The 15037-nt window shown below is 39.5% G+C and carries 16 protein-coding genes, 1 other RNA gene and 1 pseudogene; 3 read left to right on the top strand and 15 right to left on the bottom strand.

What is annotated here, in order from left to right; genetic code table 11:
- Positions 1–52: 52 nt before the first annotated feature.
- The 3 genes from MED217_RS12655 to MED217_RS12645 form a co-directional block, all read right to left on the bottom strand.
- Positions 53–1180 carry an LLM class flavin-dependent oxidoreductase gene (locus MED217_RS12655; RefSeq protein ID WP_009780920.1) on the bottom strand — a complete coding sequence of 376 codons (1128 nt, stop codon included), beginning with the start codon at positions 1178–1180 and terminating at the stop codon, positions 53–55.
- A complete protein-coding gene (locus MED217_RS12650; RefSeq protein ID WP_009780919.1) occupies positions 1180–2199 on the bottom strand; it encodes an LLM class flavin-dependent oxidoreductase in 1020 nt (339 codons plus the stop codon). The genes MED217_RS12655 and MED217_RS12650 overlap by 1 nt, the downstream gene beginning before the upstream one ends.
- A gap of 129 nt (positions 2200–2328) precedes the next feature.
- Positions 2329–3117, bottom strand: coding sequence for an NADPH-dependent F420 reductase (locus MED217_RS12645; protein ID WP_009780918.1), 789 nt, complete (start codon positions 3115–3117; stop codon positions 2329–2331).
- 193 nt (positions 3118–3310) lie between these two features.
- Here MED217_RS12645 and MED217_RS12640 point away from each other — a divergent pair, with 193 nt between their 5' ends.
- Complete coding sequence (locus tag MED217_RS12640; protein WP_040533575.1) at positions 3311–3661, top strand: winged helix-turn-helix transcriptional regulator; 351 nt, start codon at positions 3311–3313, stop codon at positions 3659–3661.
- 46 nt (positions 3662–3707) lie between these two features.
- Positions 3708–3968, top strand: a pseudogene (locus MED217_RS19030) (integrase core domain-containing protein); the annotation flags it as partial.
- Positions 3969–4477: 509 nt separating this feature from the next.
- Here the strand turns inward: MED217_RS19030 and MED217_RS12635 are convergent.
- The 9 genes from MED217_RS12635 to MED217_RS12600 all read right to left on the bottom strand — a co-directional run bounded on the left by MED217_RS12635 (position 4478) and on the right by MED217_RS12600 (position 11668).
- Complete coding sequence (locus MED217_RS12635) at positions 4478–4792, bottom strand: DUF6730 family protein (RefSeq protein ID WP_009780916.1); 315 nt, start codon at positions 4790–4792, stop codon at positions 4478–4480.
- Positions 4785–5612, bottom strand: coding sequence for a relaxase/mobilization nuclease domain-containing protein (locus MED217_RS12630; RefSeq protein WP_009780915.1), 828 nt, complete (start codon positions 5610–5612; stop codon positions 4785–4787). Before MED217_RS12630 ends, MED217_RS12635 begins: the two co-directional genes overlap by 8 nt.
- Complete coding sequence (gene mbpA / locus MED217_RS12625; protein WP_009780914.1) at positions 5609–5905, bottom strand: mobilization protein MbpA; 297 nt, start codon at positions 5903–5905, stop codon at positions 5609–5611. The genes MED217_RS12630 and mbpA overlap by 4 nt, the downstream gene beginning before the upstream one ends.
- 87 nt (positions 5906–5992) lie before the next feature.
- Complete coding sequence (locus MED217_RS12620; protein WP_009780913.1) at positions 5993–6847, bottom strand: toprim domain-containing protein; 855 nt, start codon at positions 6845–6847, stop codon at positions 5993–5995.
- Between the two features lie 241 nt (positions 6848–7088).
- Complete coding sequence (locus tag MED217_RS12615) at positions 7089–8267, bottom strand: virulence-associated E family protein (RefSeq protein WP_009780912.1); 1179 nt, start codon at positions 8265–8267, stop codon at positions 7089–7091.
- An 18-nt stretch (positions 8268–8285) separates the two neighbouring features.
- Positions 8286–8573, bottom strand: a complete 288-nt coding sequence (locus MED217_RS12610) for a helix-turn-helix domain-containing protein (protein WP_009780911.1) — start codon at positions 8571–8573, stop codon at positions 8286–8288.
- Between the two features lie 297 nt (positions 8574–8870).
- A complete protein-coding gene (locus MED217_RS12605) occupies positions 8871–10115 on the bottom strand; it encodes a site-specific integrase (protein ID WP_009780910.1) in 1245 nt (414 codons plus the stop codon).
- A 285-nt stretch (positions 10116–10400) separates the two neighbouring features.
- Positions 10401–10801: a transfer-messenger RNA gene (gene ssrA / locus MED217_RS18765) on the bottom strand.
- A 39-nt stretch (positions 10802–10840) separates the two neighbouring features.
- The gene (locus MED217_RS12600) at positions 10841–11668 is read right to left on the bottom strand and encodes a GIN domain-containing protein (protein ID WP_040532810.1); all 828 of its coding nucleotides are present in this window, start codon (positions 11666–11668) and stop codon (positions 10841–10843) included.
- Between the two features lie 149 nt (positions 11669–11817).
- Between MED217_RS12600 and MED217_RS12595 the strand changes: the two genes are divergently transcribed.
- Entirely contained in the window at positions 11818–13032 is a 1215-nt protein-coding gene (locus MED217_RS12595; RefSeq protein WP_009780908.1) for an NAD(P)-dependent oxidoreductase, read from the top strand.
- Here MED217_RS12595 and MED217_RS12590 read toward each other — a convergent pair.
- The 3 genes from MED217_RS12590 to MED217_RS12580 all read right to left on the bottom strand — a co-directional run bounded on the left by MED217_RS12590 (position 13011) and on the right by MED217_RS12580 (position 15000).
- Complete coding sequence (locus tag MED217_RS12590; protein WP_009780907.1) at positions 13011–13397, bottom strand: ribosomal maturation YjgA family protein; 387 nt, start codon at positions 13395–13397, stop codon at positions 13011–13013. The genes MED217_RS12595 and MED217_RS12590 overlap by 22 nt on opposite strands.
- Positions 13398–13400: 3 nt before the next feature.
- Positions 13401–14075 (bottom strand): DUF1361 domain-containing protein, encoded by a 675-nt coding sequence (locus tag MED217_RS12585; protein WP_009780906.1) that lies wholly within the window; start codon positions 14073–14075, stop codon positions 13401–13403.
- A 94-nt stretch (positions 14076–14169) separates the two neighbouring features.
- The gene (locus MED217_RS12580; protein ID WP_009780905.1) at positions 14170–15000 is read right to left on the bottom strand and encodes a hypothetical protein; all 831 of its coding nucleotides are present in this window, start codon (positions 14998–15000) and stop codon (positions 14170–14172) included.
- Positions 15001–15037: the final 37 nt, after the last annotated feature.

Below are 15037 nucleotides of genomic sequence, written 5' to 3'. Positions count from 1 at the left end.
TGTGATTTAATTTAAAATTCTAATTAATTAAGGATTATTTTCTTTTATTACTTTATGTACTAATTTTTCTAAATGAAGGTTTAGGGATTTCCAGATTTCCTCTGAGCTTATCAGATTCATATTCGGTTCGGTATATACCACGCTCCTGTAAAATAGGTACCACTAATTCAATGAAATCCTTCAATCCATGGGGGTGATCCTGGCGGAGTATCAGCATATCTATTGCGCCCTCTTCATACCATTGCTGCACCTGATTGGCCACTTTTTCGGCAGATCCAAAAAACAGTGGACGAGGAAGACTATTATTTGGCTTTAACCGTAGGAGCTCCAGATATTTTTCTTGCGCTTCTTGTTCTGTTCTGCCAACGATAGGGTTTTGTGAGATGGATATGATAAAGTCCTCAGGCTTTCTTCCTTTTTTAATTAATCTTCGCCTGATATCATTTGCGATTCCCACAGCCTCTTCAAGTGTGTTGCCATGAGTAAATACTCCATCTGTATAGGTTGTGGCGTGATCAAATAAGGTTGCTGACATCCCTGCTGTATACAGCACCGGACGCCCTTGTATAGAACGACTAATATTCAAGGGACCTTCCACCGAAAAATACTTCCCGCTATAATCAACTCTATGCATTTTATAGGGATTTAGATACACGCCCCTTTTCTTATCCCTCACAAATGCATCATCCTCATAGGTATCCCATAATCCTAAGAGGATTTCCAAAAATTCTTTTTGCATGGGACTTTGGTCTTGCTTGCCCAAATGCCCACGGCTGAAATTAACCATGCCGCCCGGATTTGAGGTAATGGCATTTAAGGACGCACGCCCCTTACTTATTTTATCTAACGAAAGGATTTGTCTGGCTACGCTATACGGATCGGCATAAGAAGTAGAAACGGTAGCCGAAAGACCTATTTTTTTTGTGTGCATGCTAAGGGCAGACATGAGCGAAACACCTTCGAACATACTCAGGTAATGCGGAATATTCCCCGGACCTACATGACTTACATCGACCAAAAAGAGCGTGTCGAACTTTGCAGATTCTGCCAGCTGAGCCTGTTGGATATAAAAATCAATATTTTCACTAGAATCGGCCGGGATATCGGGATGCTGCCAACCTACAAAATTCCATCCCGGACCATCAATATTGGCTGCCAATTTTAATTTCTTCTTTTTCATCACGAATTATTTTCAGTATTTATTTCTGTCATAACTTCTGCGAATAATCTAATGGATTTCAACCGGTCTTCTAAGACGTATGCTGTAGAGACCGCGATGAGTTCATCCACTTCGGTTTTGCCTAAGAAATCCTGAACCTGGTTTTTCACGGTCTGTTTACTTCCTACAAAAGAATATTTCAGCATTTGATGTAAGGAAGGATGCTTAAACATTCCTATTAGTTCATCCGTCATTGGTGTTGGTGGTTGCAGGGGATCTCTGCCGCCAGTTAAGACCGACATAAACATCCTGATCAAGCTGGTGAACATGCGCTCGGCTTCTTCGTCGGTATCTGCGACATACACATTGATTCCTGCTATTGTATAAGGTTTCTGCAAAAATTCAGAAGGTTGAAATTCCTGTTTATATATTCTCAAGGCATTGTGTAAATGATTGGATGCAAAATGGCTCGCAAAGGCATAAGGCAAGCCCTCTTTTGCGGCTAAATGAGCACTATCTGTACTAGAACCTAGTATATACAGGGGTACATCTGTTCCTTCAGCAATGGTAGCCCGTACAGGTGATTTTTTATTTTCCGGAGCAAAATACTGCTGAATTTTCTTTATTTCTCCTGGAAATGAATGTGCCGCCTGCATAAAATCAGATCGTATAGCTTTGGCAGTTTGAGGATCTGTACCCGGTGCTCGCCCCAAACCTAAATCAATCCGATTCGGATACAAATGCGCCAGCGTACCAAATTGTTCAGCTATAATTAAGGGAGCGTGGTTGGGAAGCATAATCCCTCCTGAACCCACTCTTATACTGTGGGTGTTTTCTGCAATATAGCCCATAAGCAAGGAGGTAGCGCTACTGGCGATATTATCTGAATTATGATGCTCGGCAAACCAAATACGTTTGTAGTTTGAAACTTCCGCTTCTTGTGCAAGCGCCAGTGAATTGTTGAGCGTCTGTTTTATAGAATCTCCTTGCGAAACAACGGCCAGTTCTAAAATGGAATATGCTATTTTTTCTTTCTTCATATATTCTGAAATGCTATTAATCTATACTTACGTAATTCTTTTAATAAACTCCCGATAGCACCTAATCCATAAATTTCAGTTTTATCCGTGAGCTACAGAGTCCTTTTAAATTGCTGTATACGAGCTATTTTACTTTCGTGGCGGTAAATTATTGATCTCACGAGCAATATCTACCGCGTGATCTACAAATCCATCTGGATAATCTCCTGAAATAAGAATTTTAAAATATTCCTCACCAAGATGTTGCATTTTGCCAAATGCAAGCTCCTGATTTTCTTTCAAGGTTTCTCTATTAGCCATTGCTCTTGCTTTGGCAAGCTCAGAAAGGCTAAGATCGGTACAATAGGCTGGCGAACAGGGTTGCTGACGCCAAGAATCTTCAAGTATACCGGCATCCAATGCATCAAAACCCGCATCATCTACTAAACCTAATACGACCTCTTTTGCTTTCTGATCATCAGAAGCTACAGCCAGGGCAATTCTTCCGCTAGCTCCTTTCGGTTTACCTTCCGCAGTCAAACTGTAGGCATTGATATTGCTGAATGTCTTTACAACCGGTCTTCCAAACTGCTCCTGCACCCAGACACTGGCCACCATTCCATTATCAATCGCTTCGATCTTATTATCCCGATGCGGCCAGTAGTTCGTGGTTTCAACAATTATTACATCATCAGCCACCTTTCCTTGTAGTGATTTAGCAAGGTCTGGGATCGCAAAAAGTGGTATAGAAACAACGAGCACCTCTATATCTTTTGTTACCTCCTCCATTTCCACCGCAGATACACCCGCAGAGCGAGCAATAGTATCTATACTAGCTGCTCCCTTAGCATCTCCTAATTTAACCTGATGTCCGGCAGCATTAAATTTTTTCGCAAGTGTCTTGCCGATTAAACCTGCTCCAATTATTCCTATTTTCATCGTTTTTCGCGTTAGTTCAACCTATAAGAGGTTTTATTTCTTCGTGTTTACATACATCGAACTTTACATCAACCTTTGCCAACCAAAAGTTTATCTATAAAGTAGCTTCCTGTATAATTACATTTGCAAAATTAATAAAAACTACTTTCCTTTGTATAGTCCTTTCCTAAAGGAAAGTAAGAAAATAAATCATATGGCTGTAAAAAAAGGATATTATAATTGTCTGGACACGGTAAGGCCCGTGAGGGATACCTTAGAGGTGATCAATGGTAAATGGAAATTACCTATTATTATTTCAATGGGTATTGGTAACGAAAGATTTACGGATATTCAGGATAGTATTGATGGATTAACACCCAAGGTTCTGGCTAAAGAGCTGAAGGATTTGGAACAACACCAACTCATTAAAAGAATTGTCATTGACGATTATCCAGTAAAAATCTCATACAAATTGACTCCTTATGCAGATACCTTAAATCCGATAATTTTTGCACTGAAAGATTGGGGGATTAACCACAAAAAGAAAATATTTAATAAAGAGTAAAAGATTTTCGAAACCACTACACAATAGACTAAAGCAATGACTTAGATCCAGTGTTAATTGTGACTTCGCACGCTTCGGCAAACTCACAAATAATCCATTTATAGAAAGCTTCAATGGGTCTTTCAAGGATGAGTGTTTAAATACAAATTGGTTCTTCTCTTTGGAAGATGCTCAGGAAAAGTTCGATATTTGGAGGGAAGACTATAACGGGTTCAGACCACACAGTTCATTGGGTGACATGTCACCCAATGAGTACATTGAAGTCAATGAAAATAGCCCAGATTCTCTAGTTATGACCAGTACCTAAATATGGGAGGAGGTCAATAGCCCAGATTCTCTAGTTATGACCAGTACCTAAATATGGGAGGAGGTCAAACAGTTTATATTCTCAAGTTATAACTAGAATCTGAATATGGGAAGAGGTCAGTGGTTTACTAATATTATTTGTAAGTCAGGTGATGAGGATAAGGGGAATTATTCAGTTCAAGCTTTTTCAAATTAACGGATCATAAGATTTTCGGAATCAGCAATAGACCTTAGCTTTTTCTCTGGTCTTGTGCCAATTTAATAAACACTGTGTTCTGCGAGATTGATATCAATATCTCTCAATGCATGGATAGAATAAATATATTATTCGCTTTATTATAAAAGCAGCCTACGATAAAAACAGGGGTTAGAAGATTAATGAGGCTGCCAAAATTATTGATATGATTATTATGAAAGTGAAACATCTCCCTCATCCTAATTTTTTCTTTCGAAAAGGCCTTCACAAAAGACAGGTCTTTTTGAAAGAAAAATTAAATCAAATATTACTATTTAGCGCAGCAATAAAAAGACAATACAAAATGCTTGTGAAAGAAAAAGAAACAGGGCTAAGATGACAAGCCAGTTGGGGATCGTTCGCGTATGCTTGATCTTGCTTAGCAGTTCCTTGCGATTTTCCTGCTGCGAGATTTGATCCAATTCCAATTTTCTAAGGTGCGTTTCGACGATCTTTTCAATTTGGGTACTATCTGCTTGTATGGAGGTACTCTTAAGACCTTGTTCAATGCGTTCTAAGCGATTGACCTCTTGTTTGAAGGAATGCAATTCTTCAACCAGTAGTTCTGATAGGTGTTCTAGTTTAGTCATATCCAATTCCTTTATCGATTACTAGTTTTAATACTTTCTTAGCCACAGCTTTGGCCAAGCTTGGTGCAATAGGAATGCTTCCTCCAGATAACACAACAGCTTTGGCGCGGTTGATGGATTTAAGCAAATTACTGGCCGACATTGAGCGATGCACTTCACTTCCCTTAATGTTTTGACCTTTGTATTCAAAACGAAAACCCTGCAGCTGTTTGGATTTATTGATCACCGGGATCACGGTAATGTGTTGCTTTTGCATATGATTGATGTAAGTCTGAAGATCTTTAGTGGAGCCTTGAATAACCTGCTGATGGGCTTTATGGATTTCACCTCGCGTCTGTGCTAAGGCTTTATTTTTCTCAAGCTGAACTTCCTGTACGGTTTGAATACCCATTTGCTTTGCGGTCCGCTCAGCAGCCCACTGACTTTGCTTTCCGATAAAACTATCAGTATAAGCATTCCCCTTTAGATCGATGCGATTCACATAGAGATGCACATGAGTATGTGCTTTGTCCCGATGTACATACGCTACTGCCTGGCGCTCTTGTAATTTCATATGTTGAATAAAGGTTTTAGTGAGTTTACCTAAATCCTCGGCGTTCATTTGAGCTCCATCGGTTACCGTTGGACTTAGAACAAAACTCAACGTGTTGCGCTCACAATTTTGATTGAGCGCTTGCACGGCTTTAAATTCTTGAGTGATTTCTTCAGCAGTATCACCTACCACTAGATCGCTATATACCAATTCTGCTTGTTTCTCTGGATCATTACCGTAACGCAACGCGCCAAGGGTACTGGATATAGCACTGCCTTTACCAATCATTTGATTATGGTTTTTAAATGTTTCTTGATTTCTTCGGCTACCTGAATGACTTCCTCACTAAGTTTTGGATTACCTTTTTTATACATATTCCCGATACGTTTAAAATTGTTGTGATACTTCACCAGCATTTTATAGGTATGAATATGTTCTTCATTCATCCGCTCGGTGATCTGTTGCTCCAACAAACTTCTTCTGCAAAAAGCACTCAGGCTTAAGCCTGCAGCTTTTGCTTTTACCTGCAGCAATTTTTTCTCATACACGCTGCACCTGAATTTGATAAGTGCTCGTTTCATCGTTTGTTTTTTTCTTTGCAACCACCGGGAGCAAAGCAAGATTGTGGCCACAGCCACACATCTTGCCCTGCTTCCCAGAAATCAGTTTTAAAAGGTTTTCATCAGCCAGGCATTAAGGTCTTTTTCCGCTTTATAGAAACAGGATTTATCAATACACGTAGCAGTAGTGTTCAGAAAGAATGAGGTTGTTTTTCTTCCGACTTTATCCTGATCGAGATACAATTCAACAGTAGTGCAGGTGTCAAAATAGGGAAGTGCTTTTTCTGCAAAAGCAATGGAGTTTAAAATCAGAAAATCAGCTTCCCCTTTTAAGTTTGGAAAAAGTGTAACTAGAGATAGCAGATCAAATATTCCCTCTATGACAATTAGTTTTTGAGATCCATTAGTGATACACCGCAAGTCCTTTGGTGAGCTTGATGCTTTAAAATATTTGTTTCTAAGTTCCCATCCTCCGGAATTGTTTTTAAGACCAATTGAAAAAACGTACTTCTCCTTTATTGTATAATGCACTTCTTTGCAAACCCCCTGCGCTACAACCGGACTAATTTTTCGACTTTTCAGATAGGCTAATAATGCCGGATGTTGAATCGGTTTTACCTGTCTGATTACAATTCCAGATTCGTTTAATTTCGGTAGTTGTAGTTTCGGAAGCGCATAGTTTCCGGTATTGACTTGAGCTAAAATTGCTAAAGCTTCACGTACAGCTATATTCTGAAGCTCACAAATAAGATCGATGCAATTGCCGCCTTTACCCAGTCCGTGATCGTACCAGCAGTTTAAAGATTTAGAGACTTTAAAGGAGGCTTGGGTTTCTGACCGCAGGGGACTCAGAAACCAAGCTTCCTTTTCCGTATTGCGAGTGGGAAGGTGCCCTAAAAATGCCAGCGCCTTAACGATGGATATTTTTCGGGCTTGTTCACACGATAATTTTTCTTTTTTCATCTGAAAATAGTTTAAAAATCCCAAAACATCTTACCATCTTACCCATCCCAGCAAATACGGGGTCGAACAAGCGTGGTAGACAGGTTTTTTATCCTACCCATCCTACCACATTGTTGTGGTAAGATGGGTAAGGTTGTGGTAAGATGATTTAAAAAGATCCTACCACAAATGAGCCTAATGTTTATAAGGTCTTAGAAGATTTGTGGTAGAATGGTAAGAGGATTTACTCTTTTTTCTTTCATCAGCCTAATTCATAAGGCGATTCTGCGAACTTTCGCTTTGCTAAATAGCCGTAAATTCTACGTTTGGGGTGTTTAATCTTTTGAAAACCAAAGCCTGAAAGTGCTCGCCCCAGATTGATCTGGCTGATGCGTATATTCAGACAGTTCAGGCTTACCATAATATCTGTGGCTGTTACAAAATCCTTTTGATCTGTAGACTTTTCGTAGTATCTCGCAATGAGTTCCTGCTCGGTAGTCATCTTAGTATACCTTTGATTGCGCTCCTCATTTTCATTTACATCCTGCACGGTTAGTTCGGGATTGAAGTCTGGATCATTATATGCTAAATGGTAAGCCTGACCCCAGACATCAGCAATAGCTACTTCTTTTTTATAGCTGAAGTCAATAGGTCCCATTAATTCAAAACACAGCCATCGTACTGAACCGGTTTCATCATTTAAAAAGGAAGACATATTGGTAGACCCCATAAAGGAGCATATGCGAGGAAGTATTGTATTCTTCCGATCATAGGGCAAACGCTCATTGATAAAGGTTTTTGAGAAAAATGCTTTAAGCGCATTCACATCATTTTTTGAAAGGACCGCTAGTTCATCCAGATTGTAGAGGAAATTTCTACAGAGCTGAATACGCGCATCTTTATCACTATTGATATCTTCAGCCATATATTCTGCCAATTCCGGCGGGCAGAGATAGCGGCACCAGGTTGATTTACCAGAGCTTTGACCACTATGACTGATAATTAGCGCTTGCTTATTGAAGTAAGCAGGCTCCAAAGCACATTTAATCGCTCTTACCAGCCATTTTTTAAAGTGATACACAAACACCTCGTGCTCATAAAGAGGAACAAATGAAGCGAGCTTCTCTATGTGATCCTGACCGTCCCAGCTCGCAAGTGATTCAAAATATTCGCGTATTGGATTATACTTATCAATAAGCTCTGATTTAATCAAGATCTCAAGCTTTGAGGTACTGATGTCAATCCCGGCTTTAGTCAGTTCAATAATAAGCGAATTCAGATTCAGATAGCTCCATTGCTTTTTCTTTTTCAGTGATATCTGAAAATCGTGAGAAATCTCATTGTAAAGTATATCGTATTTCTCAAACAGGTATTCAATTGCATAATCGTAAACCGTCTTTTTCTTAGGATCTGAAACTTGATAGAGTTTATCATTTTTCATAGCTCTTGTTTTATAGTTCTATGAAATTTTTGATCCTTTGGAATGACTCCAAGTTGATTCCTTCGAATTGCCCTTTGAAAACGTTTTGTTTTGCAATAACCACCGCTCGAGTTCTTCCCGCTCAAAATAGATGAGCTTACCATTTGGTTTGCTATGCGGGATGGTCCCTGTAGAAGTTAATTTATAAAGATAGCTTCTTGAAATTCCTGCATAGTCGCATGCTTCCTCAAGGGTTAGTACTTTCTTTTTTGCAAGTAAAAGCGATTCGATTCGCTCGAGTCTTTCGTCTAATTGAATAATGTTCATCGTATTCTTTTTTAAGGTGAATAGTGAACAAAGCGCTTTGTTTGATTAAGTAGAATTCTTGAATTAAAAGTAGGAAAGTGAAAACGTAATTGCTCCTTTTGAAGTAAAGAGTTATTTACAATACCCTTGTCTTTAGATTCTTATATTTTTTGTTTTCATCTGATAAGGTTTGATTTCATTTAGTATTAAATGAAATCTAGAGTAACTTTACTGGATACGTTTTCAGAGAGTTATGAACATTTATTTACGACTTCTATCTTACAGAGCAACACAAAAAAGTTTAGAAATCGTAATGCTTTATTGTGTGTTAGACTCCTTCTTTGATTTTTGTGCGGCTAGTTTTTCTTTTAAAATATTCATATCATCGCTAATTTTTCGATCAACAATTTTTGCATAGTGCTGCGTTGTACGCAATGATTGATGACCTAACATTCTACTTACAGTCTCGATGGGCACTCCATTAGTTAGTGTTACTGTGGTAGCAAAGGTATGCCTTGCCAGATGCGTAGTAAGTGGTTTGGAAATATCACACATAATGGCAATTTCCTTCAGAAAGGCATTGGATTTTTGATTACTTAGTACGGGGATCACGCGTTCACTTTCCTCAACCTGAGGATGATTTTCATAACGAGCTAGAATCTGTTCTGCTACAGGGAGGAGTGGGATGCTACTTCTGGAGCCTGTTTTGGTACGGTGAATACGTATCCATTTACTACCATCTATTCCAATTGTGATGTCAGATTTAGATAATTTCTCAACATCAGAATAAGCCAAACCGGTATAACAGGAAAAAACAAACATATCCCTAACCAAGATCAGACGTTCAAAATGTAGCTCTTTTTCCCACAATGCATCAATTTCTTCCTGTGTAAGAAACTCGCGTTCTACAGGTTCAAATTTTACTTTGTAGTTTATAAAAGGATCATGACTTATCCATTTATTAGCTAAAGCAATACGGACAATCTTTTTAAAATTGTTGACATATTTTAAAGCGGAATTATGATTACAATTTCTCTTGGTTTTAAGAAAATGTTCGAATTTAATTATAAAGTTATGGTCAATGTCTCTAAGCCTATAATCCTCTTCATCGTATTCTTCGTTAATGAATTGTTGAACGTGATTATGGCAAGTCCAATAGCGCTGTGCAGAAGAAGCAGAAATGTCTTTTCCAATTAATTGATCTATTTTCTCATTATGTTCTTTAAATACTTCCAGTGCCAATTTATTTTGTTGATTTTCTCCTTTTAATTCTTTAAGTAATGAATTGACGGTAATATGTTTATCGTGTTCAATAAAAGTTTGGTGTATTTGATTGAGCTTATGCCTCAAATTACTAATGTGTGTATTTATTTCTACAGCTTCACGGCTATTGCCCATTGCTTTTTCTTGACGTGAATTCCATTTTCTAGGATCAACTCTTCTAGAAATACTATGCTCTTTTCGTTTTCCGTCAACAGTCAATCGAAGATAAATTGGAGCTAGACCTCTTTTATTAACCTTCCTTTTAATAAGATGAAATAGTGCGTAATAATTATTTTTCATGACTTCAATTTTATGTAACTCCCGAACCTTCGTGGCAGGTAGGATATGAACCTTGAAGTCAAATTAGTAAATGATTTTTTAGGGTCAAAAAACTTTAACTTTTGTAAAAAACTAAAAAAGAGGGTGTTATGAGCTTGGCGAGACCCCCTAAGCTCAATATTGGCGGGACCTGCCTAAAGGGTCCCGATTTTTTTGCATTTAATCGATAATATATGATATTAAATAAAATTAAAAACCCTGTAAATCAATAATTTACAGGGTTTTTGAATGAGTTTGAAACTCAAAAAGTGGAGTCGGGCGGGTTCGAACCGCCGTCCAAACAGGCAACTCAATAGCTTTCTACACGTTTATTTGCCAATTGTTTTTCGTGCAACAGCCGGTCGGCAACTACCAACTGCTACCTTATTCTCGATTAAAGTTCACCTACTCATCAAGACCCTGAGCAGGCTATGTTTACTTTTTCGGTGCCTCTTAGCGAAACGCCGTAAACCAAGGCTTTTCAGAGGCATCATGGTCTCACACCTTGTGTGAGATTAAGATAACCGTACTATAATTCGGGTTATGCAGCCATGGCGTAGTTATTCTCGCCGTTTAAAAAGTGTGAAACCTGAGATTTACGAGCTATGTCCCAGCGCTCGACGTGCTTACCATTCAATTAGACCCGCTGTCAAAACCAAATCGACCCCATTGATGATAATCCTCAAAATTTGAGGGCAGCAAAGGTATTATTTTTTATTGATTTGCGCATCATCGTTTAGTGCCTTTACATTAATATTAGGCTTTCCATAGACATTGATAACCGCTTTATCTTGTGCATAGACCGATAAACTTTCATCAGCACTCACTGCGGCAGCAGAACGATCACTTAACGTGACTGCAGCATTTTCTACATCAAAATCATCTCCTTTATAATCGGCTTTACCGGTAAGGGCAAGATTTAACTCGTTTGTTTTACCGCGCGGATTGAATTCAGACGAACCACTCATCGTGAATTCGGCGATTTGCGTGTTTATTTTTCCTTTAACATCGGTGCGGTCGCTCATTTTTAAAGCAAGTCTTTCACTTTTAATATTTAATTGTCCGCTGGCGTTTTCGCGTAAATTGATACGCGCATTCGTTGCGGTAAGATTGGCATCAATTCGTGATGAAGCGCCGGCGGTTACCGAAAAATCAGGCACTTCAAGTTGTCCCGGCGTTTCAAGTTTGCTGTCGTTCTTAAGAATTATGTGTTGCGGATTTTGAAGCTTGAGGTATACAGACAGTTCCTTGGCGCTGGTGACTTCCATATTGGTGCTGATGGTAAGTACACTATCAACTACTTTAAAATCAACCACGCTCACCAGATTACGGTCGGTCGTAAGAATATAATCATTGCTTCGGGCTTGCACCAGTTCGACTTCGATAGCATCGTCTACACTTATGGTGTTGATCCCGGTTTGTAAGCTTCCGTTTACGGAAATCACATCGCGATCCCCTTTAATTTTTTCTTTCTGCGTTCCACAAGAACTTGCGATAAAGGCAATTAGAATGCCCATACCCAACATTTTTTTCATAGTATTTTCTTTTCTTTTAATATAGCGAAAATGCCAGGCAAGATTAGCCAATGGCTTATTAAAGCTTTGCTAAGAACCTATTAAAGTTCCATTAAAATAGGTTTAAGATTCTCTATGTAAAATTGTATTTTACACCAAATATTACTTTTATGGCTCCTCTAAAATTTGCTCTGTTACGTGAACGTAAAACTCCGCCAGACCGTCGTGCGGTGCTTTCACCCATTACGATGTCTAAGGCTCAGGAACGCTTTCCTGAAGCTTCTTTTGTGGTAGAAGCTTCGCCCATTAGAGTGTTTCCTGATGTGGCTTATGAGAAAGCCGAATTTGAGGTTAAAGAGGATGTTTCTGAGGCAGATGTGATGCTGGGTGTAAAAGAAGTGCCTATTGAGGCCTTGATCCCCAATAAGAAGTATTTTTTCTTCAGCCATACCATAAAAAAACAACCTTATAACCGCGACTTACTCAAAGCGGTTTTAGAGAAAAATATTGAACTCTACGATCACGAAGTCATTACCCGAAAGAGCGGATTGCGCCTTATAGGTTTTGGTCGATATGCGGGGCTTGTAGGCGCTTACAATGCGTTTAGAGCGTATGGTAAAAGGCATAAACGTTTTGATTTACCACCCGCAAACTCGCTTACCGATGTTAGCGCTTTGATCGCGCAGCTGAAAAAGATTGAACTCCCTGCTATTAAAATTTGCCTTTCCGGAAGTGGGAAAGTGGCCGGTGGCGCTCAGGAAATTCTGGATGCTATGGGCATCAAAAAAGTGACCATTGAAGAATATCTCACTAAGGAATTCAAAAAACCGGTGTATTGTAAAATCGGCGTGATGGATTACGCAAAGCGGAAGGATGGCGTAAAAGGCAGCCTTGCACAATTTATTAAAGATCCTACGGGCTATGAGACCAACTTTTTGCGTTTTGCTAAAGTGAGTCAGTTATTTATCGCCGGGCATTTTTATGGCGATGGTGCGCCGTACTTATTCACCCGGGAAGAAGCCAAGGCCAAAGATTTTAATATTGAAGTTATCGCCGATATTTCGTGTGACATCGATGGTCCCGTGGCTTCTACCTTACGCGCCTCGACGATCGCCGATCCTTTTTATGGCTACGACCCGCAGACTGAAAAGGAAGTCGCTTTTGATGCTCTGGGAGCTATTACCGTGATGGCGGTTGATAACCTGCCTTGTGAGTTGCCCAAAGATGCCAGTGAAGGTTTTGGCGAACTCTTTGTAGAACGGGTGTTGCCCGCTTTTTTCAATGACGATAAAGATGGAATCCTCTACCGTGCGCGTATGACTAAAGATGGTAAACTCACCAAACGCTTCAGTTATTTGCAAGATTATGTAGACGGCAAAGAATAGCGTTTGTGTAGCACAAGTTCTGTGATTCCGGCAACTACGATTCCGAGTACGTACATCAATAAATCCAACCACGAGAAATGACTTCCTAAAACTAAGGTTGCAAGCTGTTTATATTCCTGCGGAAAGAATCTTGTCAGGTTTATCAACTGCAGTAACTCTATCGCAAAAGCGATGGCAAGGGTGAGTATTAATCCCCTTTTTACGGAAGGTTTCAACGTACTCATCAACAAGCTATACAACAGGATCACAACAAGCAGGTCGCCGAGATATGCCCGGATAAAGCCGGTTTTTAAGTAGGTCGCGATGGCGATTTCCACACCTAAAAGGAATAGAAAAATCAAGAAATAGATTGCGCGTTTGGGCATAGTTTAAAAGGTGTACGATTTGGTTAGTAATCTATGCTTCCAGGTTCTAAATAAGAAAAAACTGAAGTTTAAGAAAATTCCAAATCCTAAAGTGAACATCCAGACGCTTTTATTTTCAATAGGATTGATAAGATACAGACCAATGGTGTTGAAAAGATCGAGCGGATTGGTGATCAAATCCCACGAGTTGAAACGAACCACCCGCCCCAGATAAATCCCGAAACCGCATAAGATCAAAACGCCCACAGTTAAGGCATTCAACCAGGTTTCAGCTATTTCATTTTTAAACAGTTTACGCACTTCTATCAACGATTGAAAACCAAAATAAAGACTTAAGAGCGCAAAAACACCAATGGTGATTCCGTCATAAATAAACCAATTTGACGGACTGTAAGACAAATGAATTACGTCGGTAATCACATACGGTGCGTTAGGAAGAAAGAGCAGCCAAAGTACGAGTAAAGCAAACTTTGAAATTGAGTTTAAGTGCGTGTTTCTATGCTGTACATACCAAGCGACCCCTAGAGGAACAAAAGCAAGAAACAGGTTCCATACCAGAAAGAGACCAAAGAAATCGTGTGTTGTTTTAATACGAAAAACCAATAGGAAAAAGCAGAGCAGTAATGCGCCAAAAAGGTATTTGAGCGTGTTGTATTTATTGAGGATAAAGTCTTTCATTTTAATGTTTTTTTGGCACCGCCAAAGGGTTTATTACGCTGAGGCTTGCCGCAAATTTGAAAATTCGTTTCAAGCAATGCCTTATGAGCTTTTCCTAAGGTAGTTTATTAGTTGAAACAGGAGCGTTTCCGTTAGTTTTAGTTTTATCAAATTCGGCAATACAGGCTTCCAGCGGTTTACCTTGATTGTGAATGCAATTGCAAAAGTCAAAGCTCGCTGCATTTTCTTCGAGCGCTTCAGGAAGCCGCGTCACACAATCGTTATAAGAATTGCGCGGCATAATCTCATAGATTCGGTTGGTGCTTACAAGCGTCAAAAAGGCGATCAACAACACCGTCCCTGCAAAAAGGAACGGGAATTTTTTACTGATCGCAGGATTTTTAAAGGCGGCAATTCCGGGAGTGAAGCGCAGCGGTTGATCGGGTGCAAGCATGCTGGTTTCTGAAATTTCACTAGCTTGAAGCGGCGCATTATAGTTCAGTGCTTTAGACTGAATGGGCAAAATAAATTTCAATCGCTCATAATTATAAAGCAGAATGTACACGTTTGCCAATACCATTAAAGTAGAAGTGAACAACGAACCTTCAAAGCGTACCGCCCATGACAACACCCAAATATTGAGAATAATGGGGAAGTAGAGCAATCCGCCTAAAATTACCGTGCGCGGAATGAGCAAGAGTATTCCCGCTGCTATCTGAATAATTCCAATAAACGGATAGTAAAAACTCGTATGATGCAAGGCCTCAAGGTAGGCACCCATAGGATGTTTTACTGAGAGGCCGCTTGCAAAACGCTCGCCAATGATCTTTACATACCCGGCAACGATAAATCCCAAAGCCAGTGTGCATCTGCAAAACAAATAGAACAGGGCGTGCCAGAAGTTGCGACGTACGTGAATGTAAAAACGGTTGAAGTAGTTTTTCATAAACAGATCAGGTTAGCGAGTGCAGCAACTTTGATTC

Origin of the sequence: Leeuwenhoekiella blandensis MED217, from assembly GCF_000152985.1 — a bacterium.
Lineage (GTDB): Bacteria > Bacteroidota > Bacteroidia > Flavobacteriales > Flavobacteriaceae > Leeuwenhoekiella > Leeuwenhoekiella blandensis.
This window is presented reverse-complemented; position numbering and strand designations above follow the sequence as displayed.